This is a genomic window from Streptomyces sp. NPDC046308, assembly GCF_055588065.1.
In genome coordinates this window covers 247,579-268,037 of the sequence record NZ_JBVJFB010000010.1, presented here as the reverse complement: position 1 = coordinate 268,037, position 20,459 = coordinate 247,579, and the positions used below count along the sequence as shown (strand labels likewise).

General features: G+C 72.2%; 21 protein-coding genes. 5 read left to right on the top strand and 16 right to left on the bottom strand.

Annotated elements, in window-relative coordinates:
• Positions 1 to 27 precede the first annotated feature (27 nt).
• The gene (locus tag ACZ6JT_RS32815) at positions 28 to 1,491 is read right to left on the bottom strand and encodes a multicopper oxidase family protein (protein WP_469215481.1); all 1,464 of its coding nucleotides are present in this window, start codon (positions 1,489 to 1,491) and stop codon (positions 28 to 30) included.
• A gap of 483 nt (positions 1,492 to 1,974) precedes the next feature.
• On the opposite strand from ACZ6JT_RS32815, the gene ACZ6JT_RS32810 reads away from it, so the two are divergent.
• From ACZ6JT_RS32810 to ACZ6JT_RS32800, 3 genes are all read left to right on the top strand, one after another.
• Positions 1,975 to 3,369 (top strand): pyridoxal phosphate-dependent decarboxylase family protein, encoded by a 1,395-nt coding sequence (locus tag ACZ6JT_RS32810; protein WP_469215479.1) that lies wholly within the window; start codon positions 1,975 to 1,977, stop codon positions 3,367 to 3,369.
• 119 nt (positions 3,370 to 3,488) lie between these two features.
• Positions 3,489 to 4,118, top strand: a complete 630-nt coding sequence (locus ACZ6JT_RS32805) for a hypothetical protein (RefSeq protein WP_469215478.1) — start codon at positions 3,489 to 3,491, stop codon at positions 4,116 to 4,118.
• Positions 4,115 to 4,750: a DUF6875 domain-containing protein gene (locus ACZ6JT_RS32800; protein WP_469215477.1), complete on the top strand. Its 636-nt coding sequence runs from the start codon at positions 4,115 to 4,117 to the stop codon at positions 4,748 to 4,750. Before ACZ6JT_RS32805 ends, ACZ6JT_RS32800 begins: the two co-directional genes overlap by 4 nt.
• 89 nt (positions 4,751 to 4,839) lie before the next feature.
• On the opposite strand, the gene ACZ6JT_RS32795 is transcribed toward ACZ6JT_RS32800, so the two are convergent.
• From ACZ6JT_RS32795 to ACZ6JT_RS32740, 12 genes are all read right to left on the bottom strand, one after another.
• Positions 4,840 to 5,673, bottom strand: a complete 834-nt coding sequence (locus tag ACZ6JT_RS32795; protein ID WP_469215475.1) for an alpha/beta hydrolase — start codon at positions 5,671 to 5,673, stop codon at positions 4,840 to 4,842.
• Positions 5,670 to 6,392: a beta/alpha barrel domain-containing protein gene (locus ACZ6JT_RS32790; RefSeq protein WP_469215473.1), complete on the bottom strand. Its 723-nt coding sequence runs from the start codon at positions 6,390 to 6,392 to the stop codon at positions 5,670 to 5,672. Before ACZ6JT_RS32790 ends, ACZ6JT_RS32795 begins: the two co-directional genes overlap by 4 nt.
• Positions 6,389 to 7,126 carry a phosphoribosylanthranilate isomerase gene (gene trpF / locus ACZ6JT_RS32785; RefSeq protein WP_469215471.1) on the bottom strand — a complete coding sequence of 246 codons (738 nt, stop codon included), beginning with the start codon at positions 7,124 to 7,126 and terminating at the stop codon, positions 6,389 to 6,391. Before trpF ends, ACZ6JT_RS32790 begins: the two co-directional genes overlap by 4 nt.
• Complete coding sequence (locus tag ACZ6JT_RS32780; protein WP_469215470.1) at positions 7,123 to 8,268, bottom strand: acyl-CoA dehydrogenase family protein; 1,146 nt, start codon at positions 8,266 to 8,268, stop codon at positions 7,123 to 7,125. The genes trpF and ACZ6JT_RS32780 overlap by 4 nt, the downstream gene beginning before the upstream one ends.
• 61 nt (positions 8,269 to 8,329) lie before the next feature.
• Positions 8,330 to 8,704, bottom strand: a complete 375-nt coding sequence (locus ACZ6JT_RS32775; protein WP_030721055.1) for an ectoine synthase — start codon at positions 8,702 to 8,704, stop codon at positions 8,330 to 8,332.
• Between the two features lie 111 nt (positions 8,705 to 8,815).
• Positions 8,816 to 9,685, bottom strand: a complete 870-nt coding sequence (gene trpA, locus ACZ6JT_RS32770; RefSeq protein WP_469215467.1) for a tryptophan synthase subunit alpha — start codon at positions 9,683 to 9,685, stop codon at positions 8,816 to 8,818.
• Entirely contained in the window at positions 9,678 to 10,721 is a 1,044-nt protein-coding gene (locus tag ACZ6JT_RS32765; RefSeq protein ID WP_469215466.1) for a hypothetical protein, read from the bottom strand. The genes trpA and ACZ6JT_RS32765 overlap by 8 nt, the downstream gene beginning before the upstream one ends.
• A gap of 43 nt (positions 10,722 to 10,764) precedes the next feature.
• Positions 10,765 to 11,022 (bottom strand): phosphopantetheine-binding protein, encoded by a 258-nt coding sequence (locus ACZ6JT_RS32760; RefSeq protein WP_469215464.1) that lies wholly within the window; start codon positions 11,020 to 11,022, stop codon positions 10,765 to 10,767.
• Positions 11,019 to 12,599 carry an AMP-binding protein gene (locus ACZ6JT_RS32755; RefSeq protein WP_469215462.1) on the bottom strand — a complete coding sequence of 527 codons (1,581 nt, stop codon included), beginning with the start codon at positions 12,597 to 12,599 and terminating at the stop codon, positions 11,019 to 11,021. Before ACZ6JT_RS32755 ends, ACZ6JT_RS32760 begins: the two co-directional genes overlap by 4 nt.
• The gene (locus ACZ6JT_RS32750; protein ID WP_469215461.1) at positions 12,596 to 13,453 is read right to left on the bottom strand and encodes a MaoC/PaaZ C-terminal domain-containing protein; all 858 of its coding nucleotides are present in this window, start codon (positions 13,451 to 13,453) and stop codon (positions 12,596 to 12,598) included. Before ACZ6JT_RS32750 ends, ACZ6JT_RS32755 begins: the two co-directional genes overlap by 4 nt.
• Positions 13,450 to 14,703 carry a beta-ketoacyl-[acyl-carrier-protein] synthase family protein gene (locus tag ACZ6JT_RS32745; RefSeq protein WP_469215459.1) on the bottom strand — a complete coding sequence of 418 codons (1,254 nt, stop codon included), beginning with the start codon at positions 14,701 to 14,703 and terminating at the stop codon, positions 13,450 to 13,452. The genes ACZ6JT_RS32750 and ACZ6JT_RS32745 overlap by 4 nt, the downstream gene beginning before the upstream one ends.
• A 41-nt stretch (positions 14,704 to 14,744) precedes the next feature.
• On the bottom strand, positions 14,745 to 15,956 hold the full coding sequence (locus tag ACZ6JT_RS32740) for an aminotransferase class I/II-fold pyridoxal phosphate-dependent enzyme (protein WP_469215457.1): 1,212 nt from the start codon (positions 15,954 to 15,956) through the stop codon (positions 14,745 to 14,747).
• A gap of 376 nt (positions 15,957 to 16,332) precedes the next feature.
• On the opposite strand from ACZ6JT_RS32740, the gene ACZ6JT_RS32735 reads away from it, so the two are divergent.
• Positions 16,333 to 17,169, top strand: a complete 837-nt coding sequence (locus ACZ6JT_RS32735) for an AfsR/SARP family transcriptional regulator (protein ID WP_469215455.1) — start codon at positions 16,333 to 16,335, stop codon at positions 17,167 to 17,169.
• 177 nt (positions 17,170 to 17,346) lie between these two features.
• Here the strand turns inward: ACZ6JT_RS32735 and ACZ6JT_RS32730 are convergent, their stop codons facing one another.
• The 3 genes from ACZ6JT_RS32730 to ACZ6JT_RS32720 are packed head-to-tail and all read right to left on the bottom strand — an operon-like array spanning position 17,347 to position 19,348.
• Complete coding sequence (locus tag ACZ6JT_RS32730; RefSeq protein WP_469215453.1) at positions 17,347 to 18,099, bottom strand: SDR family NAD(P)-dependent oxidoreductase; 753 nt, start codon at positions 18,097 to 18,099, stop codon at positions 17,347 to 17,349.
• The gene (locus ACZ6JT_RS32725; protein WP_469215451.1) at positions 18,096 to 19,082 is read right to left on the bottom strand and encodes a 3-oxoacyl-ACP synthase III family protein; all 987 of its coding nucleotides are present in this window, start codon (positions 19,080 to 19,082) and stop codon (positions 18,096 to 18,098) included. Before ACZ6JT_RS32725 ends, ACZ6JT_RS32730 begins: the two co-directional genes overlap by 4 nt.
• Positions 19,083 to 19,093: 11 nt before the next feature.
• Positions 19,094 to 19,348, bottom strand: coding sequence for a hypothetical protein (locus tag ACZ6JT_RS32720; protein ID WP_030390264.1), 255 nt, complete (start codon positions 19,346 to 19,348; stop codon positions 19,094 to 19,096).
• A gap of 205 nt (positions 19,349 to 19,553) precedes the next feature.
• Here ACZ6JT_RS32720 and ACZ6JT_RS32715 point away from each other — a divergent pair, with 205 nt between their 5' ends.
• On the top strand, positions 19,554 to 20,450 hold the full coding sequence (locus tag ACZ6JT_RS32715; RefSeq protein ID WP_469215450.1) for a class I SAM-dependent methyltransferase: 897 nt from the start codon (positions 19,554 to 19,556) through the stop codon (positions 20,448 to 20,450).
• Positions 20,451 to 20,459: the final 9 nt, after the last annotated feature.

Here is a 20,459-nt window from a genome sequence, read left to right as displayed (position 1 = left end):
GCGGGCCCCGCCCCGGGCCCGCTGCTGCTAGCGGATGCGGAAGTTGGCCATCATGCCCATCGCCGAGTGGTCCAGCAGGTGGCAGTGGTAGACGTAGGTCCCCCGGTAGGTGTCGAAGGTGGCGTGCAGCTTGACCGTCTCGCCGGGGAAGAGGCGGACCGTGTCCTTCAGCCCGGCCTCGCCCGGCGCCACCGGCGCCCCGCCCCGTTCCAGGACCCGGAACTGGATCAGGTGCATGTGGAAGTTGTGCGGGACGATCTTGTTGGCGTTGGTGACCGTCCAGATCTCCGAGCTGCCGTGGGCGATGGTCTGGTCGATGCGCTGGTAGTCCCAGACCTGACCGTCGATGAGCCCCCGCGGCTCCTCCCGGCCGTCCTCGTCCATGTTGAGGACGATGGTGCGCTGGACCGTGGCGTTCGCCATCGGCGGCAGGGTGCGCAGCGTCTCGGGCACGCGGCTGGCGTCCGGGGCCGTCCGCACGACGTCGAAGCGCAGCACCTTGCCCACCTGGTCGGGTGTGCCGGGCCCCAGGGTGTTCTCCAGGACGATCTTCGTGCCGACCCGGTAGCGGGAGAAGTCGATGACCACGTCGGCCCGCTCCGCCGGGGACAGCCCGATGGTGTCCGTCGGGAAGGGGTGCTCCAGCAGCCCGCCGTCCGTACCGATCTGGATCATCTGGCCGCCGTCCGACAGGCGCAGCTGGAAGAAGCGCATGTTGGAGGAGTTCAGCAGCCGGAAGCGGTACTTGCGGGCCGCCACCTCGAAGTACGGGCTCGGCCGGCCGTTGGCGAGGATCGTGGTCCGCCCGAACACGTCGTCCATCACGTAGACCAGCTGCCCGGCCTCGTCGAAGCGGGCGTCGCGCAGCGCGATGGGGACCTCGTACTGGCCCGACGGCAGCGGCAGCGACCGCTCCGTCTCGTCGGACAGGAGATAGGTGGCCGACAGCCCCCTGAAGACGTGCTCCGACTCCATGTGGTGCGCGTGGTCGTGGAACCACAGGCCGGCGCCCGGCTGCTGGTTCGGGTAGGTGTAGGTGCGCGAGGTGTTCGGCGCGAAGGTGTCCATCGGGCCGCCGTCGTTCTCCGGCGAGACGCTGCCGCCGTGCAGGTGGACCGAGACCGGCATGGTGAGGGTGTTGCGGTGCCGGATCACCACCTTGCGCCCGCTGCGGGCCCGCAGCACCGGTCCCGGGAAGTGGCCGTCGTAGGTCAGCACCTTCGTCTGCGCACCGGGGATGATCTCCCGCGCCACCTCCTTGATGGTGACGGCATAGGTGTCCTGGCCGCCCGCCGTGGATATCGGCTGGAGCACCGGCAGGAGCGGCATCCGCACGGTGAACGGCGGCGGGACGGCGACCGGCTTGCCGGCGCCGGCGCCGGAGGCTTCGGCGGTGCGGGCGCTGAGCAGCGGAGTCAGGCCTCCGGTGGTGAGCAGGCCGGCGCCGGTCGCGGCGACGGCACCGCCGAGCAGGCTGCGTCTGGTGACCATGGGATCTCCTCCTGGAAAAGGGTGGGTTCGCCCCGGCGCCCGGCAGCGGCACCGGGCGCGCGGGCGCGGACGGCCGGCGCCCGGTGTGCGGCGGCCGGTGGGGCGGTGCCTGCGGGCAGCCGGCCGGGCCGGTGCCCCGCGTGGCTGTCGCGCGGCGAGTGGACCAGAGGCGCCTGGGGGGTTGCGAAAGTCCCGCACGGTGCCCCCGGCGCCCGGCACGCACTCTCGCCGCACCGGCCGAAGTCCCCAGTGCGCCCCGTACGAGGGCCTACGCCCGGCACGCCCAGAGCACGCACCGGACACCGCGGGCACCGCACCGGACTTTCGCAACACCCCCTAGCGCATCACTCGAGCCCAGATGGTGTGCGGGCGTCAGGCGTTGCGCGGGCCTTGCGGGGCCTTCGTAACCCTCCTCATGCGTACGTACGACCGCGTACGCCCGACTCGTGCCGCCGAACCGGGCGGCCGCTGGGGGAGGCTCCCGTGGACCTGCACGACCTGCACGACCTACGCGACTGGCTGCCGCGCGCACTCACGGTGGCGGAGCGGTGGGGAGGGCAGTTCGGCCCGTACCGGACCCACGACGCGCACCGCGTGCGGCCCGACGCCTTCGACGAGGCCTTCGACCGCCTCGCCAAGCGGATGGACCACAACTATCCGTTCTTCCACCCGCGTTACGCCGGACAGATGGTCAAGCCGCCGCACCCGGCGGCCGTCACCGGCTACCTCACCGCCATGCTCTTCAACCCCAACAACCACGCCGCCGAGGGCGGACCCGCCACCACCGAGATGGAACGCGAGGCCGTCGCCGACCTCGCCGCCATGTTCGGGCTCGACGCGCACGTCGGGCACCTGACCACCAGCGGCACCATGGCCAACCTGGAAGCCCTCTACGTCGCCCGCCAGCTCCACCCCGACCGCGGCGTCGCCTACAGCGGCGAATGCCACTACACCCACGAGCGGATGTGCCACGTCCTGGGCATGGAGGGCCACCGCATCCCCACCGACGCAGCCGGCCGCATCGACCTCGACGCGCTGGAGGCGGCGCTGCGCGGCGGCCGCATCGGCACCGTCGTCCTCACCACCGGAACCACCGGGCTCGGCGCGGTCGACCCGGTCCACGAAGTCCTGCCGCTGGCCCGCCACTACGGGGCGCGGGTGCACGTCGACGCCGCCTACGGCGGCTTCTACGCCATCCTGGGCCGCTCCGGCACCGGCGGCATCGACCCCGCCCCCTGGCGGGCCATCGCCGCCTGCGACTCGGTGGTGGTGGACCCGCACAAGCAGGGCCTGCAGCCCTATGGCTGCGGCGCCGTCCTCTTCCCCGACCCGCGGGCCGGCCGGCACTTCGCCCACGACTCGCCCTACACCTACTTCACCGACGCGGACCTGCACCTGGGCGAGATCAGCCTGGAGTGCTCCCGCGCGGGAGCGGCCGCCGCGGCCCTGTGGCTGACCCTGCAACTGCTGCCGCTCACCCCCGACGGCTTCGGCAAGATCCTCACCGCGAACCGCCGGGCCGCACTGCACTGGGCCGACCTGCTGACCGCCTCCGACGCACTGGAGCTCTACCAGCGCCCGGACCTCGACATCGTCACCTACTTCCCCACCTCCGCAGCCATGACCCTCTCCTCGATCGACGCCGCCTCCGGCCGACTGCTGCGCGAGGGCATGACCGCGGAGGCCGACCCCGTGTTCCTGAGCGTGCTGCGCGCGGACGCCGACGCCTTCGTACGCCGCCACCCGCACGTGCCCCGCGACGCGGACGCCGCCCGGGTGATCCGCAGCGTCCTGATCAAGCCGGAGTCCGAGCACTACCTGCCGACCCTGCACGCCCGCGTCGAGGAACTGGCCGCACGCGGCCGCACGGCGCCCTGACGGCCACCGCCCCGACCGCCCCCGGCCCCAGCCCCCCACCGCCCGCCGGACCACCCCTGCCCCGCCCCGGCTCTTTCCCGCCCGTCTCCTCATCGTCTTTCCGACCGGAGGTCCCCGCCTTGTCCCCGAACGCGTCCAGCCCGACCGCCTTACCCCGGCCCCACCGGCCCCACCGGCCCCACCGGCCGTCCCGGCCGTCCGCCGACCACCTGTCCGCCCTGCTGTCCGCCGCCTTCCACGACGACGCCCTGACCCGCTGGATGATCCCCGACGAGCGGCTGCGAGCCGAACTGCTCCCCGGCTTCTTCCGGGTCTTCGTCGACCTCTCCGCCGCCCACGACGCGATCCTCGCCACCCCCGACGGCGACGCGGTGCTGCTGTTCCTGCCGCCCGGCGCCGAACCCGACGAACAAGCCCTGGACGCCGCCTTCGCCCACGCCCTGGGCGCACACACCGACGCGCTGCGCACCATCGCCCGCCTCCAGGCCGAACGCCACCCGCACACCCCGCACTACTCCATCTCCTTCGGCGCCGTCCGCCCCGGCCACCAGCGCAGCGGCCTCATGTCCGGCCTCCTCGCCGAGATCACCGCCCGCGCCGACACCGAACAGGTCGGCGCCTACACGGAGGCCAGCTCACCGGGCGGCGAAGCCGCCACCCGCCGGGCCGGCTTCGCGCGCCTGGGCGCGGACATCTCCCTGCCCGACGGCGGACCCGCACTGCGACCGATGTGGAGGAACCCCCGATGAGGGGAGACGACCTGATCCAGTCGTGGACCAGCAGCCAGGTCGCCCGCGGCGAGGTACCGCCCGAAGCCGCCGGACCGCTGCTGCAAGTCCTCATGTGGAGCCGGGACTTCCTCGTCTCCAGCCACCCCGAACTGGGCCGCACCGGACCCGTGTGCCCCTACACCCAGCCCTCCCTGCGCAAGGACCTCTTCCACCTGGCCCTGCCGTCCGCCGGATGCGAGGACCTGGCCATGGCCGTCGACTCGCTGCGCACCCGCCACGCGGCCCTGTCCGAGCCGCTCTCGCCCGAGGACCGCGAACTCCTCACCATCCTGCTGGTCCTGCCGGGCTTCGACCCCACCGACTCGGTGGAGCTCGACGAACTCCAGCGCAAGGCCAAGGACGAGTTCGTCGCCGAGGGACTGATGATCGGGCAGTTCCACCCCGTCTGCGAGGAACCGGGCCTGTACAACGAGTCCTTCCGTCCGCTGCGCGCCCCGCTGCCGCTGCTGGCGGTCCGCAAGCTCCTCGTCTTCGACCTGCCCTTCCTGGTGAGCGACGACGCCCACATGGACCACTACCTCCAGCGGTTCGCGCCGGCGCTCCCGGCCCGGATCCGCGACCAGCTGGTGACCCGGGTGGTGACTGTCTGAGCGGCGCTCCCGCCGCCCCCGTGAACCGACGATCGGCCGCACCCCCCGCCCGGGGTGCGGCCGATCGTCGTTTCCGAAGCCCGCCGGCACTAGAGCCGCAGGCAGTCCTCCAGGAAGGCCAGGGCCCGCAGGTGGTAGGCGGTGGCCGCGTGACCGAGGCTGATGTTGTGGCCCGCCGCCGGCAGGTGCTCCACACCGACGTGGGGGGCGGCGCTCAGCAGGGCCGCCATCGACGCCAGCGCCGCATCGTCCAGGTGCCACCACGCCTCGTGCTCGGCGAAGGTGAGACGGACCGGGACACGGATCCGGGGGGCCAGTTCCTCGTACTGGCCCGGCCACCGGACGGTCTCCGCGGACTCCCTGGGCGGGGTCGGGGCCAGCAGGGCGCGGCTGGCCTGGAAGGTGCCGCGCGGATACAGGTTCAAGGGCCCCCAGTTGAGCCTGGAGGCACCGCCGCCGAGGGTGGAGGGGAAGTGCAGGGCCTGCGGGTTGTAGTGGTGGCCGACCCCGGAGGCGTCCAGGCCCAGCAGCGGGACCGCGCCGTCACCGGCCGCGGTGTGCAGGGCCACCTTGCCGCCGTCGGAGTGGCCCAGCAGGAACACGCCGGCGCCGATGGCGTGCCCGGCCGCGTGCTCCTTGAGGGCCGCGTGGAGGGTTTCCGCCTGCCCGGCCAGGCTCTGGCCCTCGGGCAGCAGGTCCGCCGAGTCTCCGTAGCCCGGCCGGTCCAGCGCCAGGACCGCGTGGCCCACAGCGGTGGCGAGGGGGATCAGGGCGTTCCAGTACGCCGCCCGCATGCCGCGGCCGTGGACGGCCAGGATCGTGGAGCGTACCTGGCCGCCCTCGGGCAGGGCCAGCAGCCCCGACAGGGGGATGCCCGCGGCGTTCAGGGTGTAGGGGCGTGCGCCGCCCGGAAGGCAACTCATCGCAGGGCCAGCCCCCTTCGTGCGCCCGCCATCGCATCCACCCACTCCACGGGAGCCCCGGTGCGCAGCAGCGAGGTGCCCACCAGCAGCCCGCCGAACCCGGCGTCCAGGAGCCGTGCGGCGCTCGCCGGGCCGTCGATGCCGCTCGCGCTCACCGGGCAGGCCGCCCCCGCCGCACGGATGGCCGGCAGCAGGTCCAGGGAACGGCCCAGGTCGCCGGCGCCCCGCTCGCGGGTCCTGATGTCCTTGTTGTTGACCGCGATCACACACTCCTGCGGATGGTGGACCGCATCGAGTTCGGCCTCCGTCGTGATCTCCACGAACGGTGTGAGCCCGGCCAGCAGGCACTCCGTCACCAGGGTCCGCATGCTCGACGCCGGGAGCAGCGCCGCCGTCAGCAGCACCGCCGACGCCCCCAGCTCCCGCGCCGTGCGGATCTGGTCCTTGCGGGTGATGAAGTCCTTTTGCAGGAGCGGAAGACCACTCAGCGCGGCCACGTCCCGCAGCAGCGCCGGCGAGCCGCCGAACCAGCGGCCCGTCACCACCGAGATGCACGGGGCGCCCGCCGTTTCGTACGCCTCCACGATCGCGGCCGGGGTGCGGCCGCCGAGCATGTCGTAGCCGTGGGCATCGCGCCGTTTCACCTCCATCACCACGGGGGTCGGCGAGGCCAGGAGGGCCTCGAGAAAAGGGAAGCCGTTCCGGTTCTGCTGCGTCATCGCGAAAGCTCCAGCCGGGGAGGGTCGGGGACGGGGGAGCCCGTGCGCCAGGCACGGGCCAGTGCGGCGATCTCCGGGACGCCGAAGCGGCCCGTCGCCAGGTCGCGCGCCGCCGTGTCCACGTCGATGCCACGGAAACCGGGGTGGCGTACGACGTCCTCGTAGGCGGGGCGGTTGGCCGCGCTCAGACCGCCGGCCAGGAGGAAGGGCCGCCCCAGACGGGGCAGCAGGGAAGTCAGACGGGCCGGGTCGAGCGCGGCGCCGGTACTGCCGATCCGGCCGTCCCCGGTGGCGGTGTCCAGCAGGAACAGATCGGTGCCGGCCCGTTCGTACGCACCGATCAGCGGACGCTCCACACAGCCGCCCGCCTCGTCGACGTGCAGCACCTTCACCAGGCCGACCTGCGCCGGCAGCGCCTCGCGCAGCGCCCGTACGACGGCCGGCGGCTGGTAGGCGTGGAGCTGGACCCAGGCCACGCCGGTGCGCCGCACGATCTCGGCCAGCGCGCCCGGGTCGGCCAGGAACGTCACCAGGACCGGCAGGAGCCCGGCCGGACGGGCCGCCGCCACCAGGGCGGCGAGCCCGTCCGCGTCCAGTTCCGACGGGCCGCCGGGTACGCCGTGCCACAGGCCGACGCAGTCCGCCCCGGCGGCCGCCGCCGCCTCGATGTCGCGGAGCCCGGTGGCCCCGCAGACCTTCAGCAGCGTCCGGGACAGCGGGCGGGTGGTGCTCACTTGCCCAGTCCCAGCATCGAGGCGATGCGGTTGTACTGGATCTCGTTGGTCCCCGAGTAGATCGTGCCGCCCAGGGCGTTGCGCACGTCCTGCTCCAGGCCGAACTCCGACATGTAACCGTGGCCGCCGAAGATCTGCACGGCGGTGATGCTGGTGGCCAGGTTGCTCTCGCTGGTGACGAGCTTGGCGATGGCCAGGTCCACGGTGACGTTCTCGCCCGCCTCCAGTTTCTCCCCGGTGTCGTAGAGCCACTTGCGGGCGGTCTCCAGCTGGATCTTCGTGTCGACGATCTTGTTGGCGATCGTCTGGTACGAACCGATCGCCTTTCCGAAGGACTTGCGTGTCTTCGCGTAGTCGACACACCGCTGCAGCCGGTGCTGCATCTCGCCCACGTTGACGATGAAGGAGAAGAGGATCTCCCGTTTCATCACGTGGTCCAGGACGAGGAACCCGCCTCCGACCCGGCCCAGGACCGCGGTCTTGGGCACCCGTACGTCGTCGAAGAACAGTTCGCTCAGCGGAGAGGTCCGCAGGCCCATCTTCTTGATGGGCCTGCCGGCGCTCACCCCGGGGGTGTCGCGGTCCACCAGGAACGCCGTCGTTCCCAGCGGGCCGCCGTCCGGATGGGTCCGGGCGTAGACCACGATCACGTCCGCGATCGGCCCGTTGCTGACGAACACCTTGCTGCCGTTGATGACGAAGTCGTCCCCGTCACGCACGGCCCTGGTGGCCATCGCCATGGCGTCGGAGCCGCCCTCGGCCTCCGTGATGGCGTGCGCGCCGATCGTCTCGCCCGAGCAGATCCCGGGCAGGTAGCGCTCCTTTTGATCCACGGTGCCGAACTGCTGGATCGGGATCCCGGTGGAGCAGATGGACGTGGTGACCGAGAAGCTCAGGCCCGAGTCGCGGTTGTACTCGCCGAGGCCTTCCAGCACGTACATGGTGGTCAGCAGGGACTGTCCGAGGCCTCCGTGGTCCTCGTCGAAGGGCAATCCCAAAATCCCGGTCTTCTGCACGAGCTTCCACTTGTCCGGCGAGAAGGCGGACTGCTCGTCGAGTTCGATGTGGTCTGCGCTGAGTGCGTCTCCCCACCGCTCCAGGCCTCCGCGCAGATCGGCCTGGTCGGCGTTCCAACGGATCACGAGGGACCCCTTTGATTCGGCTGACGGTTCGGACGGGCGGGGGGCGCGCCGGGCGCGCCTTTCAGTAGGCGGAGGAGCTGTGCGCGTCGAGGCTGTGGACCTCGTCGCCGCGCAGGGCCGGCGAGAACACGCAGACCAGGCGCAGGTCCTCGTGCGGGCTGGCGACGAGGAAGTGGGCGTCGTGCTGGTCGAGGGCGTACATCCGGCCCGGGACGATCTCGTGCGAGGTGCCGTCGAGCTCGATGACCTCGCCGGAGCCCTCGATGCAGTAGCAGGCCTCCAGGTGGTTGACGTACTCCAGCCGCGACTTGGTGCCGGCGAGCACCGTGGTGTCGGTGAGCGAGTAGCCCAGGCCGTCCTCGGCGAGGAGGAAGCGGCGGCTGAGGCCGTTGCCCCACTCGACGGTCTTCACGGACTCGATGTCGCGAACGATCATGGCAATCTCCCGGTGTGAGGTGGTGCGCGGATGGTGCTGGTGAGGGGTGGAGCTCGCTTCCGCCGGTAGGGAAGGTCGGTGTGGTCGGTGTGGTCGGTGTGGTCGGTGTGGTCAGTGCGGGCTTTCGGGCAGGACCGAGCGGACGAAGGTGCGGAAGGCGGCGGTCACATCGAGGCCGTCTTCCTGCGCCCGCTCCACGGCGGCCACCGCGGCGGAGCCGATGATCGCCGCGTCGGCGCCGGACGCGCCGACGGCCTGGACGTCCTGCCGTGTGCTGACCCCGAAGCCGACGGCTATCGGGGCCCTCGTGTGCGCCCGCAGGTCCGTGACGGTCTGCGCCAGCGCGGCATGGCCGGCCGCCGGTGCGGTCCCGCTGCGTCCGTAGTGGGCGACGAGATAGAGGTAGGCGCCGGCCTGCGCGGCGGCCTGGGCCCGGACGGTGGCCGGGCTGCTGGCGTAGCAGGTGGTGACCACCGCCAGCCCGGCCGCCCGGGCCGATTCCAGGTGCTCCTCGCGCAGCCGCGGGGGCAGCGCGTGCAGCAGGAGTCCGTCCGCGCCCGCCGCCGCGATCTCACCGGTGGTGGCCGCGAGGTCGCGGTGCCTGAGGGAGTGGCTCCAGTCGGCGAGCAGGGCGATCCGCAGGTGCGCCAGGTGCGGCCGTACGTCGGCGATGAAGGCGAGTACGTCGTCCAGGTCGGCGCCGCCGCGCTGAAGGGCCCGGCGGGCGGAGCGCCGTACGACGGGGCCGTCGGTGACCGAGTCGGGGAACGGGACGGCCAGCTCCAGGCAGTCCACGCCCTCCTGGTCGAGCATCAGGACCACATCCCGCAGGACCGGCAGCGGCGGGTCACCCGCGTTGAGGAACAGGGCCAGGCCGGGGGCGGTGCCGGGCCGCCGGGTCGGGAAGAAGGGCGCGGAGTGCCGGGCCGGCGCCGCCGGTGTAGGCCGGTGGGTCGGGGCGGGTGCGGCGGGCCTAGGCATGCGCCACCGCCGGGGTGCGGGCCGTGGACGCCGCCGCCAGGCGCCGGGCGAGGTCGTGGGCCTCGCCGGAGCGGACCGCGCCCTCGGCGAGGGCGAAGGCGGAGGGCCAGTCCCGGCGGACGCCGGCGGCCACCACCAGGGCGGCCGCGCCCAGGCAGACCGTGTGGGTGGCCACCCGGCCCGCCGTGCCGGCCAGGACGGCCAGGAAGTGCTCGACGGCCGCGGCGGGCTCGGCGGCCGGCCGCAGGTCCCCGAAGGAGCCGTCGCCCGGGGTGAGTTCGCCCGGCCGGATGATCCGGGTCAGGCCGTGTTCCCCGTGGACGGTGTTGGTGGCGAAGGGCAGCAGCTCGTCCGCGCCGGTGTCGTTGCTGGTCAGCCAGATCCGGCGGGCCGTCGTGGTCGCGGCGAGCCGGCGCAGGGTGTCCAGGGGGGCGGCCGCCGAGACCCCGGTGACCTGGGCGGTCACCGGCAGGTCGGCGAGGAAGGGGCCCAGTGCGTTCAGGAAGCGGCCGAAGGGCTTGAGGGAGTGCGGGGTCACCGTCCGCGCCAGCCGGGTCAGCTGCGCCGGGTAGACGAAGGGCCCGGCGAAGGCGATCCCGTGGGCGGCGAGGGTGTCCTCGGTCTGGGCGTAGGAGGAGGTGAGACGGACACCGAGCCGCTCCAGCAGGTCGACGGAGCCCAGCGAGCTGGTGTAGGCCCGCGACCCGGTCTTGACGACCTTGACCCCCGCGGCCGCGGCGACGAACGCCGAAGCGGTGGAGATGTTGAAGGTCCTGGGGCCGCCGCCGGTGCCGACGACGTTCACGGTGCCCTCCCAGGAGGTGGTCACCGTCGCCGCCGGCCGGCGCTCGGCGAGCGAGTCCAGCAGGTGGCGCAGGGTCTGGTGGTCCGGGAGCCGGCTGGCCAGGGAGGCCAGCAGGGCGAGGACCTCGCTCTGGTCGAGCTGGCCGTCGCCGAGCTGGTCCCACCAGGACCGCCAGGTCTCCCGGCCGACCGGGGCCCGCTGTTCCAGCAGGCCGGTGAGTGCGTCGTGCACGGTCGGTCTCTCTCTCGTCGGGGTCGGGTGGTGGTGGGTGGTTCTAGGCGGCCGCCGTGCGGCGGGCCTCGGCGATGAAGGTGTCGATCGCCTCGACGCTGCGGAAGTTGTTGGGGTCCAGGTCGGCGTCGCCGATGGCGAGCTCGAAGCGGTCCTCGACCCAGGCGATCAGCTTCAGGACGCCCAGGCTGTCGATGACCCCGTCGTTGAGCAGGTCGTGGTCGATGGCGAGTTCGGCGGCCGCGGTGCCCGGGAGGAACTCGGTGATGACGAAGTTCTTGATGGTGTCGATGTTGCTCATGACGGGATTCCTTCGGCGAGAGGTGGGGCGACGGACGTCGCGGCAGGTGGGACGGTGGGGGAGTCGAGCCGGTCGAGCGCCTTGCGGTCGACCTTTCCGGTGGCGGTCTTCGGCAGCGGGGAGTCGCTCAGCGTGAGCTGGTGGGGGACCGCTGCCCTGGGCAGGTGCCGGGCGCAGTGCGTGCGCAGCTGCAGACCGGTCAGGGTGGCGCCGGGGGCGCGCCGGACGGCGGCGACGAGCCGCTTGCCGGCGATCGCATCGGGCAGCGCCGCGACGCCCGCCTCCAGCACGTCGGGGTGTTCCTGCAGGACCCGTTCGATCTCGGCCGTGTTGACGGCGACCCCGCGGACCTTGACCTGGAAGTCGGTGCGGCCGCTCAGGTGCAGGGTGCCGGCCGCGTCCCGCCGTACGAGGTCGCCGGTGCGAAACCAGCGCCGCTCGTCCAGGCCCAGCGGGTGGGCGGTGAACTTGTCGGCGTGCCGGGTCCGGTCGAGGTAGCCGCGGGTCTGGAAGGGCGTGGAGACGTACAGCTCTCCGCTGCCGGGCCCCTCCACGAGCGCCCCGGTGTCGGGGTCCAGGATCAGGGCCGCCACCCCGGGCAGCGGGCGGCCGATGGGCACCGGGGGCAGGGCGGTGGCGGGCGCGTCGGCGGGTTCGATCTCGTGGACGAAGCTGTCGTTGGTCTCCGTGCAGCCGTAGATGTTGTGGATGCGGGCCTTGGGGAAGAGGGAGGGCAGCGCACCGAGGGTGCGGTCGGCAATCGCGTCGCCGGTGAACATGACGTGCTCGACGCCGGGGAAGGTGTCGCCGCTCTTGTCGGCCGCGTCCTGGAGCAGCCCGAAGGCCATCGGGACGGCCTGCACCACGTGGACGTCGTGGCGCAGCACCAGGTCGCGCAGGTGGCGTCCGTGGGCGGCCAGCGCCGGGTCGACCAGGACGACGCGTCCGCCGCGGGCCAGGGTGGTCCACACGTCCAGGAGACAGAGGTCGAAGTTGAGGGGGGCGTAGTTCAGGACGGTGCGCTCGGGTCCGATCCCGAACGCGTTCCCGGCCCAGCGGGTGAAGCGGTCCACGGCGTCCAGGCTCAGCGGGACGATCTTCGGCAGGCTGGTGGAGCCGGAGGTGGTCAGCATGAACGCCACGTCCGCGGCCTCGTCGGCCGGCAGCGGCTGGGCCCGCACGGCCGGGTTGGGCGAGATCCGGGCCGGCAGGCCGCCGGGAGCCAGCACCCGGGCGCAGCCGGCCTGCGCGAACAGATCGGCCAGGAGGGTGTCGGCGAGGGCCGGCGACGGCAGCAGCAGCGGCCGGCGGGCCAGCAGGCAGCCCAGTACGAGGGCCACGGCGGCCGGCGACTTGTCGGCGAGGATACCGACCGGCACCGTCGGGGGGAGCTCCAGGCGCGCCAGGCGGTCGCGTTCGCGGCCGGCGAGCTCGTACAGCTCGCGGTAGCTGGTCTCCTCGCCGTTGAACAGGAGCGCGGTGGCGTGGGGGCGGTCACGGACCTGGGTCAGGAACCCTCCCAGGAGACCGAGTTCAACGGCCGGGGCGGCCGGGGTGGCCGGGGTGCTTGTCGTCATGGCCGGTCCTCTCCTTCCCGCGGCGCCGGCTGCGCCAGCTCGATCCAGCCCGACTTCACGGCCGCGCCCTTGGGTGTCTTGCAGGTGAAGCGGACCAGGCGGGCCCCGGCGTCGGGCTGCAGGAGGATCTCCAGCGGGATGCCGGGGGGCACCGGCGCCGAGAAGCGGCAGCCAAGGCCGCGCACCCGGGCGGTGTCGCCGTCCGCGAAGCGGTCCACGGCCTCCTCCACGGCGAGGGCGACCACGCTCATGCCGTGCGCGATGACGGTGTCGAAACCGGCCCCGCGGGCCGCGTCCGCGTCGAGGTGGATGGGGTTGAGGTCGCCGGAGGCGTGGGCGTAGGCGGTGATCCAGTCGGTGGTCAGCGCGTGCACCGCGCTCTGCGGCTCGCCCGCGCCGGCCGGGGCGGGGGCGGCGGGGCCGACGCCGATGTCACCGAAGGGCTCCAGCAGGGTCGCCCCGACCAGCAGGGCGGAGATGGTCAGTTCGGCGAACGGCTCGGGGCCGTCCTCGCCGACCAGATGGACCCGCAGGGCGATCCGGGCACCGCGCGGCTCCTTGCGGACGCCCGCCACCTCCAGGGCCACCTTCACCGTCTCGCCCGGCCGGACCGGCCGCACCGTGCGGATGTCCTGGCCGAGGTGGACCACCGAGACCGGTCCGGGCTCGGCGGCGGTCAGCGCGGCCACCGTCTGCTCGGCCACCGTGTGGGCGAGGACGAAGGTGTGCACGGGGGAGGCCTGGCCGGGCCGGGCGGTGGGCAGCCCCCGCCGGGCCGCGCCGCGGTAGTCGGTGATCTCGGGCTCGGTGACGGTGAGCGTCCGCACGGGGGAGGGCAGGGTCAGCAGCGTCATACCGGCATCACCACCACGCAGGAGTTGTGGCCGCCGAACCCGAAGGAGTTCGTGAGGGCCGGTCCCGGGCGCACGGCGCGGGGTGTGCCGTGGACGACGTCGATGTCCATTCCTGGCTCCAGCTGTTCGTGGTTGGCGGTGGGCGGTACCTCGCAGTGCCGCATGGCCTGCACGGTGGCGATGAGTTCCACGGCCCCGGCGGCGCCGATCAGGTGGCCGATGACCGACTTGGGTGCGGTGACCGGCGGCTGGGCGCTGCCGAACACCTTGGTGAGGGCGGCGGCCTCGGAGCGGTCGTTGTGCGGGGTCGAGGTGCCGTGGGCGTTGACGTGGACGATGTCGGACGCCTCCAGGCCGGCGTCGGCGATGGCCGAGGCCATGGCGGCCGCGGCTCCCGCACCGTCGGGCAGCGGCATCGCCAGGTGGTGGGCGTCGGCGGTGGCCGCGTACCCGGCGACCAGCCCGTACGTCCGGGCCCCGCGCGCCCGCGCGTCCTCGAGGCGTTCCATGACGACGAATCCCGCGCCCTCGCCCATCACGAACCCGTCGCGGTCCTTGTCGAAGGGGCGCGAGGCGTGCTCCGGGTCGTCGTTGCGCGTCGAGACCGCGTTGAGGTTGCCGAAGCCGGCCAGGGTGACCGGGGTGAGGGTGTGCTCCGCGCCGCCGGCGATGACGAGATCGGCGCGGCCGCTCTGCAGCAGCATCAGGGCGTGCCCGATCGCATCCGCGCCGCTGGCGCAGGTGTTGGCGACGGTCAGTGCGGGACCGGTCCAGCCGAGCCGGATGGCGATGTGGGCGGCGGCCGCGTTGGGCATGGTCATCAGCGGCATCAGCGGATTGACCCGGGCCGGGCCGCCCTCGGTGTAGTGGGCGGACTCCAGGTCGCTGGTGGCCCGCCCGCCGACCGCGTTGCCCACCACGATGGCGGTGCGGCCGGCCTCGGCCGTGGGGGATCCCGCGTCGCGGTGCGCGGCGAGGGCGGCGGCCGTGCCGTAGTGGGCGAAGGGGTCCATCCGGCGGGCCTCCTTGGCCCCGACCAGCCCGGCCAGGCCCTCCAGGCCGCGGACCCGGCAGCCGATCCGCACCCGGTGGCGGCCGAGGTCGAAGTGGGTCAGCTCGGCGGCGGTGGACCGGCCGGCCCGCAGCGTGTCCCACAGCTCGTCCGCGGTGCACCCGCCGGGGGTGACCACGCCCATGCCGGTGATGGCGACGGGCACAAGCGCCGAACTGCCCCTGGACGGTCCAGGCATGTCTGCTCCCTAAGGCGTGAAGGCGGTCGTCGTGAGGGCGGTCAGATGATGCGGCACTCGCGCGCCGACTTGATGAAGGCCTCGGCCGCGAAGTCGAGGTCGGCCTTGGTGTGCGCCGCGGTGATCGCGATGCGCAGCCGGGCCAGGTCGTTGGGGACCGCCGGGGTGACCACCGGCAGGCCGATCACACCGTTCCTGCGGCACACGGTGGCGTAGTCGTAGGCGGCGGTGTCCGATCCGGCGATGACCGGGACGACCGCGGTCTCACTGTCGACGGTGCTGATCCCGGCCTCGTGCAAGGTGGTGCGGAACCGCTCCGACTCGCGCTGGATGAACTCCACCCGCTCCGGCTCGCGCTGCAGGATCCGCAGGGACTCCAGCGCCGCCGCGCTCTGCGCCGGGCCGAGCGCGGCCGAGAACAGGAACGGGCGCGCCGCGTACTTCAGGTGGTGGATCAGCTCGGCGGAGCCGGCGACCCAACCGCCCATGGACGGGATGGCCTTGGAGAGGGTGCCCAGCTTGACGTCGACCTTCACCTCGTAGTCGAAGTGCTCCTCGATGCCCTTGCCGGTCGCGCCGATCACACCGAGCGCGTGCGCCTCGTCGACCATCAGCAGCGCGTTGTGGGCGTCGCACACCTTGCGCAGCTCCACCAGCGGCGCGATGTCACCGTCCATCGAGTACACGCTGTCGACGATGACCAGCCGGACACCGGTGTCGGGGGCGGCGGCGAGCCGCCGCTCCAGGTGGGCGACGTCGTTGTGCCGGAACCGGGTCACGGTCGCACCGGAGAGCTTGCAGCCGTCGACGATGCTCGCGTGGTCGTACTTGTCGATGAAGACCGTGTCGCCGGGACCGACGATCGCACCGACGGTCCCCACGTTCGCCGCATAGCCCGAACCGAACACCAGCGCCTGCTCACGCCCGGCGAACTTGGCGACCTCGGCCTCCAGCTCCTCGTGCAGCGGCGTGGAACCCGCCAGCGCCCGCACCCCGTGGTTGCCCGTGCCGTACCGGTCCACGGCCGCCTTGGCGGCCGACACCACCCGCTCGTCACCGGCCAGGCCCAGGTAGCTGTACCCGGACATCATCAACAGGCGCCGGCCGTCCTGGTCCGCGTACGCCGAATCCCGCTCGACGGTGTAGGCGACGAAGCTGTTCTTGCGGTTGGGCTCGTACTCCAAAGACCGGACGCGGTCGCGGAAGTAGGCCAGCTTCGGCTCGAGTCGGCTCCAGGCGGCGGATGCGTTCACGTGCTTCTCCTCGTCGCGATCGTCCGGCGGACCCGGAACTCCATCCACGCTCCGCCGTTGTTCCGGCGGGGCTCTAGCGGAATTCCATTAAGACCCGGGGGGCGCAATAGCGGCGCAAGAGGAAGGCCATAGCCGTACTCGAAAAGCGAAGGACAATCCCCGGACCTCGGCTTTCATTCGCGAAGGAATGTTTTGCCGGCCGCTGTTGACATGCCGAGACGGCCCGCCGGTATCCTCTGAATCGCACGAACTAGGGGGGACACGGCCGGAAGCCGACCGTTTCGGAGAGTGCATAGTGCTGATCAGACTCATAGGTCTTGTCACGATCGAGCCGGACGGAGCAGCGCCGCAACACCTCTCGAGCGCCCAGGCGCAAGTGGCCTTCGCCCGCCTGATCCTCGAGCGGAGCGGCGGCACGGACCGTGACCAACTGGCCGAGACCATATGGCCCGAGGGCCTGCCGGACACCTGGGCCTCCGCGCTGCGCAGCCTCGTCAGCCGCGTGCGCACCTTCGTCACCACACCGCAGGACCAGCCGGGAGTGACCCCGCTGGTCGCCCAGGGCGGCCGCTACCTCCTGCGGCTACCGCAGGACGCGGCCGTCGACGTGGAATGCGCGGAGACCGCGGTCACCGAGGCCGCGGAGGCGTACGCGGAGGGCGCCTACGCGGTCGCGCAACAGCTCGCGGCCGGCGCGGTGTCGAACCTGCGCGGCTCGTTCCTGCCCTCCCACGAGGGCGAATGGGTCAACGCCATGCGCGAGCAGCTCGAAGAGGTACGCCTGAAGGCCCTGGAGACCGCGAGCCTGTCCTCCTCCGCCCTGGGCGACGAACACCACGCCCTGCGCTACGCCGAGGAGGCCGTGCGCCGCGCCCCCTTCCGGGAGAGCGCCTACCGCTGCCGGATGGCCGCCCACACCCGGGCCGGCAACCGCGCCGAGGCACTGCGCAGCTACCAGCAGCTGCGGGAGGTACTGGCGGAGGAACTGGGGATCGATCCGGCCCCGGAGACGGAAGCGGCCTACCTGGAACTGCTGCGCACCCCCGAACCCCGCGCGTTCGCCCCGCGCTCGGCGGCCGGCCTGGACCCGGTCCTGATGGGGGTCTTCGAGATGGACCACCGCGCGTCGGCCCCGCGCCCCTGCTCCCTGGCCGACCACGGCTGCGTCACCCACCCCCTCACCCACCCCGCCGCCTCCTTCCCCGCGGCCTGACCCCTCGCACGCCGAAGGCCGCCGCGGATCCCCGCGGCGGCCTTCGCCATGCCCTGCCCCCGGCCCCCGTACCCGCACCCCCGTGCCCCAGTGCCCGCACGGGTGCGGGGGCACGGCGAGCGGCCCCGGCCTCCCCTGGGGGTGGGAGGCCGGGGCCGGGGGAGGGGAGGACCGGTATCAGGTGATGGACACACCACTGTCGATGCTGATGACCTGGCCCGTCATGCAGTCCTGCTCCAGGAAGAGCCGGGCGCTGCGGGCGACCTCCTCGACCGTGACGAAACGGGGAATGGGAGCCTTGCCCTCCATGCCCTCGACGACCCGCTCCGGGAGGGTGTTCGTCATACCCGTGATCATGAACCCGGGAGACAGCGCGTTCACCGTCACCCCGCGCCGGCCGCACTCCGACGCCAGCGTACGGGTGAAGCCGATCAGCCCCGCCTTGGACGCCGAGTACGCCGTCTGCCCGGCCGTCGCGATGAGGCCCGACGGCGACACGATGTTGATCACCCGGCCCCACCGCTGCCGCAGCATGTGCGGCACCGAGACCCGGGCGGTGTGGAACGACCCGATCAGGTTGGTCTGGATGACCTGCGCCCAGTCCTGCGGGTTCTGCATCGCCATCAGGCTGTCCTTGCGGATCGCCCCGTTGTTGACGAGGACGTCCACCGGGCCGAGCTCGGCGGAGATCCGCTCGTGGAGGGCCTGGGTGGCCTCCCACGAACCGACGTCCCCGGTGACCAGCACCGAGGGGTTCACCAGCTTCTCCCGGACCGCCTCGGCGGCCTCACGGGCGCTGTTGTAGTGGACCGCGACCCGGCAGCCCAGCGCGTCGAGTTCGAGCGCCAGCGCCTGCCCGAGGCCGCCCGAGGCACCGGTCACCAGCGCGACCGGCAACTCGGGCCGCTGTCCCGCACCGTTCTTGCTCATGCCGCGACACCGCCCCACTCCATCAGGATCGAACCCCAGGTCATGCCCGCTCCGAAGCCGGCCAGCAGGACCTTGTCACCGGCCTTGATACGGCCCTCCTCCAAAGCCTCGGTCAGCGCGATCGGGATCGACGCCGAAGCCGTGTTGCCGTACTTCTGGAGGTTGGTGATCAGCGCCTCCTGGCGCAGACCGGTGTGCGACAGGATCGAGTTGATGATCCTGATGTTGGCCTGGTGCGGAACGACGTGGTCCACGTCGGCCGCCTCCACCTTGGCGTTCTCCAGCGTCTCGCGCACCGTACGGACGGTGTAGCGGACGGCGTTGAGGTAGATCTCGTTGCCGTTGATCTGCGCGTAGTGCAGACCCGCGTCCAGCGTCTCCTGGGTGGTCGGCATCCGGCTGCCGCCGGCCAGGACCTTCAGCGAGCCGGTGCAGGCCCCGTCGGCGCCCAGGTTCCACGCCTTGACCCGGTTCTCCGCGCCCGGCTGCAGGACGACCGCGCCCGCGCCGTCACCGACGAGGATCGACAGGTCGCGGTCGGCCGGGTTGGCCGTCAGCGTGTGGGTGTCGGACCCGATCAGCAGGATCGGACGGGGATCGATGGCGATCAGCGCCATCGCGGACACCAGCCCGTAGACGAAGCCCGCGCACTCGGAGTTGACGTCGTGCGCGCTCCCCGAGACGCCCAGTTCGTGGTGGACGAACGCGGACGTCGCGGGGGAGGGCTGCTCGGGCGTGGCGGTCGCGACGATGAGGTGGGCGATGTCGGCGCCGGTCAGCCCCGCCTTCTCCAGCGCACGCCGGCCGGCCTCGACGGCCAGGGAGGCGGTGGTCTGCCCCGGGTCGACCGCCCGCCGCTCACGGATGCCGCAGCGGCTGACGACCCAGTGCTCGTCCACGCCGAACCGCTCGGCGAGCTCCGCACTGGTGACGATGCGTTCGGGTACGGACATGCCCCACCCGGTGATGTCGAAGCCGGTCACGTCACCCCTCGCTACGCCTGAGCCGGGACGAGGTCGACGATCTTCGCGTACACGTCACGCAGCGTGGTCGTGTCGTCGAGGTCCGCGAAGAGGGACTCGTCGGCCGGGATGTGCGGGTACTGGTTCTGGAATCCGTACAGCCACTCCATCAGGTCCAGCGAGTCGACGTCCGCGATGTGCTGGAGCGGGGCGTCGGGGCTGACCTCCGCGGCACCCGAGACGGCCTCGAGCTGGCTCGCCAGTTCTTCGATGGTGGGCAGCGACATGGGGTCGGTCCTCTCTCGGCAATGCAACTCGGCAGTGCGTGTCTTGTTTTCGAGAGCGATAAAAGCCCCGCCCCCGCAAGGAACGCGCAACACCGCACCGGATCCCGAATCCGGGCCCTCTTGCGCACACCTTGCGGGGCATCGGGTTTTCTCGGTCGCGAATTCGGAAACAAGGCCCGCCGGACACGCAGGAAAGAGGATCAGGATGACAACGGTCGCCCCCAAGTCGGTGGACCCCGAGGTCGATGCGATCAGGCACCACTACGAGGTCAGCAACGATTTCTACCGGCTCCTGCTGGGCCCCACGATGATGTACTCGGGCGGCTACTGGGAGGACGGCGAGGACCTGGTCGCCACCCTGGACGAGGCGCAGGAGCGCAAGCTCGACAAGTTCGCCGAACTCGCGAACGTCAGCGCCGGCACCACCAAGCGCGTCCTGGACATCGGCTGCGGCTGGGGCACCATGCTCAACCGCCTCACCACCGTGCACGGCGCGGAACAGGCCGTCGGCCTGACCCTCTCCCGCACCCAGGAAGCCTTCATCGACGGCCTCGGCAACCCGCGCATCACCACCCTGGTGAAGAGCTGGGCCGACTACAAGGTCGCCGACGACAGCGAGAAGTACGACGCCGCGTTCTGCATCAACGCCCTGGAGCACTTCGTCTCCTCCAACCTGCCGCCGAAGGAGCGCACCAAGCGCTACCGGTACTTCTTCCAGCAGGTCGCGAACGCCCTCAACCCGGGCGCGAAGTTCGTCCTGCACACCATGACCGCCGAGGCGCTGCCGATGAACCGCGCGCTCCTGGACGACCTGAAGTTCCTCCAGCGCTCCGAGTTCGAGGGCTGCCACATCCCCCACCTGAGCGAGCTGTCCGCCGCCGCCGAGGGCCTCTTCGAGATCGACGAGATCGTCAACGAGCGCGAGTCCTTCGCCATGGCCTGCCGCGCCTGGCTGGTCCTGCTGGCCGAGCGCCGCGACGAGGCCGTGGCCCTGGAGGGCGAAGAGGTCGTCTCCCGCTTCGAGCGCTACCTCGACATCTTCGCCTACACGCTCGAGGACAAGTTCTTCAACAACTTCCGCGTCACCATCACGCGCCGCTGAGGAGGTCGA

What these genes read in the sequence shown, in the direction of transcription:
- ACZ6JT_RS32815 (WP_469215481.1), bottom strand. Translation starts at nt 1,491, where the DNA reads ATGGTCACCAGACGCAGCCTGCTCGGCGGTGCCGTCGCCGCGACCGGC.
- ACZ6JT_RS32800 (WP_469215477.1), top strand. Translation starts at nt 4,115, where the DNA reads ATGAGGGGAGACGACCTGATCCAGTCGTGGACCAGCAGCCAGGTCGCC.
- ACZ6JT_RS32795 (WP_469215475.1), bottom strand. Translation starts at nt 5,673, where the DNA reads ATGAGTTGCCTTCCGGGCGGCGCACGCCCCTACACCCTGAACGCCGCG.
- ACZ6JT_RS32790 (WP_469215473.1), bottom strand. Translation starts at nt 6,392, where the DNA reads ATGACGCAGCAGAACCGGAACGGCTTCCCTTTTCTCGAGGCCCTCCTG.
- ACZ6JT_RS32775 (WP_030721055.1), bottom strand. Translation starts at nt 8,704, where the DNA reads ATGATCGTTCGCGACATCGAGTCCGTGAAGACCGTCGAGTGGGGCAAC.
- trpA (WP_469215467.1), bottom strand. Translation starts at nt 9,685, where the DNA reads ATGCCTAGGCCCGCCGCACCCGCCCCGACCCACCGGCCTACACCGGCG.
- ACZ6JT_RS32760 (WP_469215464.1), bottom strand. Translation starts at nt 11,022, where the DNA reads ATGAGCAACATCGACACCATCAAGAACTTCGTCATCACCGAGTTCCTC.
- ACZ6JT_RS32755 (WP_469215462.1), bottom strand. Translation starts at nt 12,599, where the DNA reads ATGACGACAAGCACCCCGGCCACCCCGGCCGCCCCGGCCGTTGAACTC.
- ACZ6JT_RS32750 (WP_469215461.1), bottom strand. Translation starts at nt 13,453, where the DNA reads ATGACGCTGCTGACCCTGCCCTCCCCCGTGCGGACGCTCACCGTCACC.
- ACZ6JT_RS32745 (WP_469215459.1), bottom strand. Translation starts at nt 14,703, where the DNA reads ATGCCTGGACCGTCCAGGGGCAGTTCGGCGCTTGTGCCCGTCGCCATC.
- ACZ6JT_RS32730 (WP_469215453.1), bottom strand. Translation starts at nt 18,099, where the DNA reads ATGAGCAAGAACGGTGCGGGACAGCGGCCCGAGTTGCCGGTCGCGCTG.
- ACZ6JT_RS32720 (WP_030390264.1), bottom strand. Translation starts at nt 19,348, where the DNA reads ATGTCGCTGCCCACCATCGAAGAACTGGCGAGCCAGCTCGAGGCCGTC.
- ACZ6JT_RS32715 (WP_469215450.1), top strand. Translation starts at nt 19,554, where the DNA reads ATGACAACGGTCGCCCCCAAGTCGGTGGACCCCGAGGTCGATGCGATC.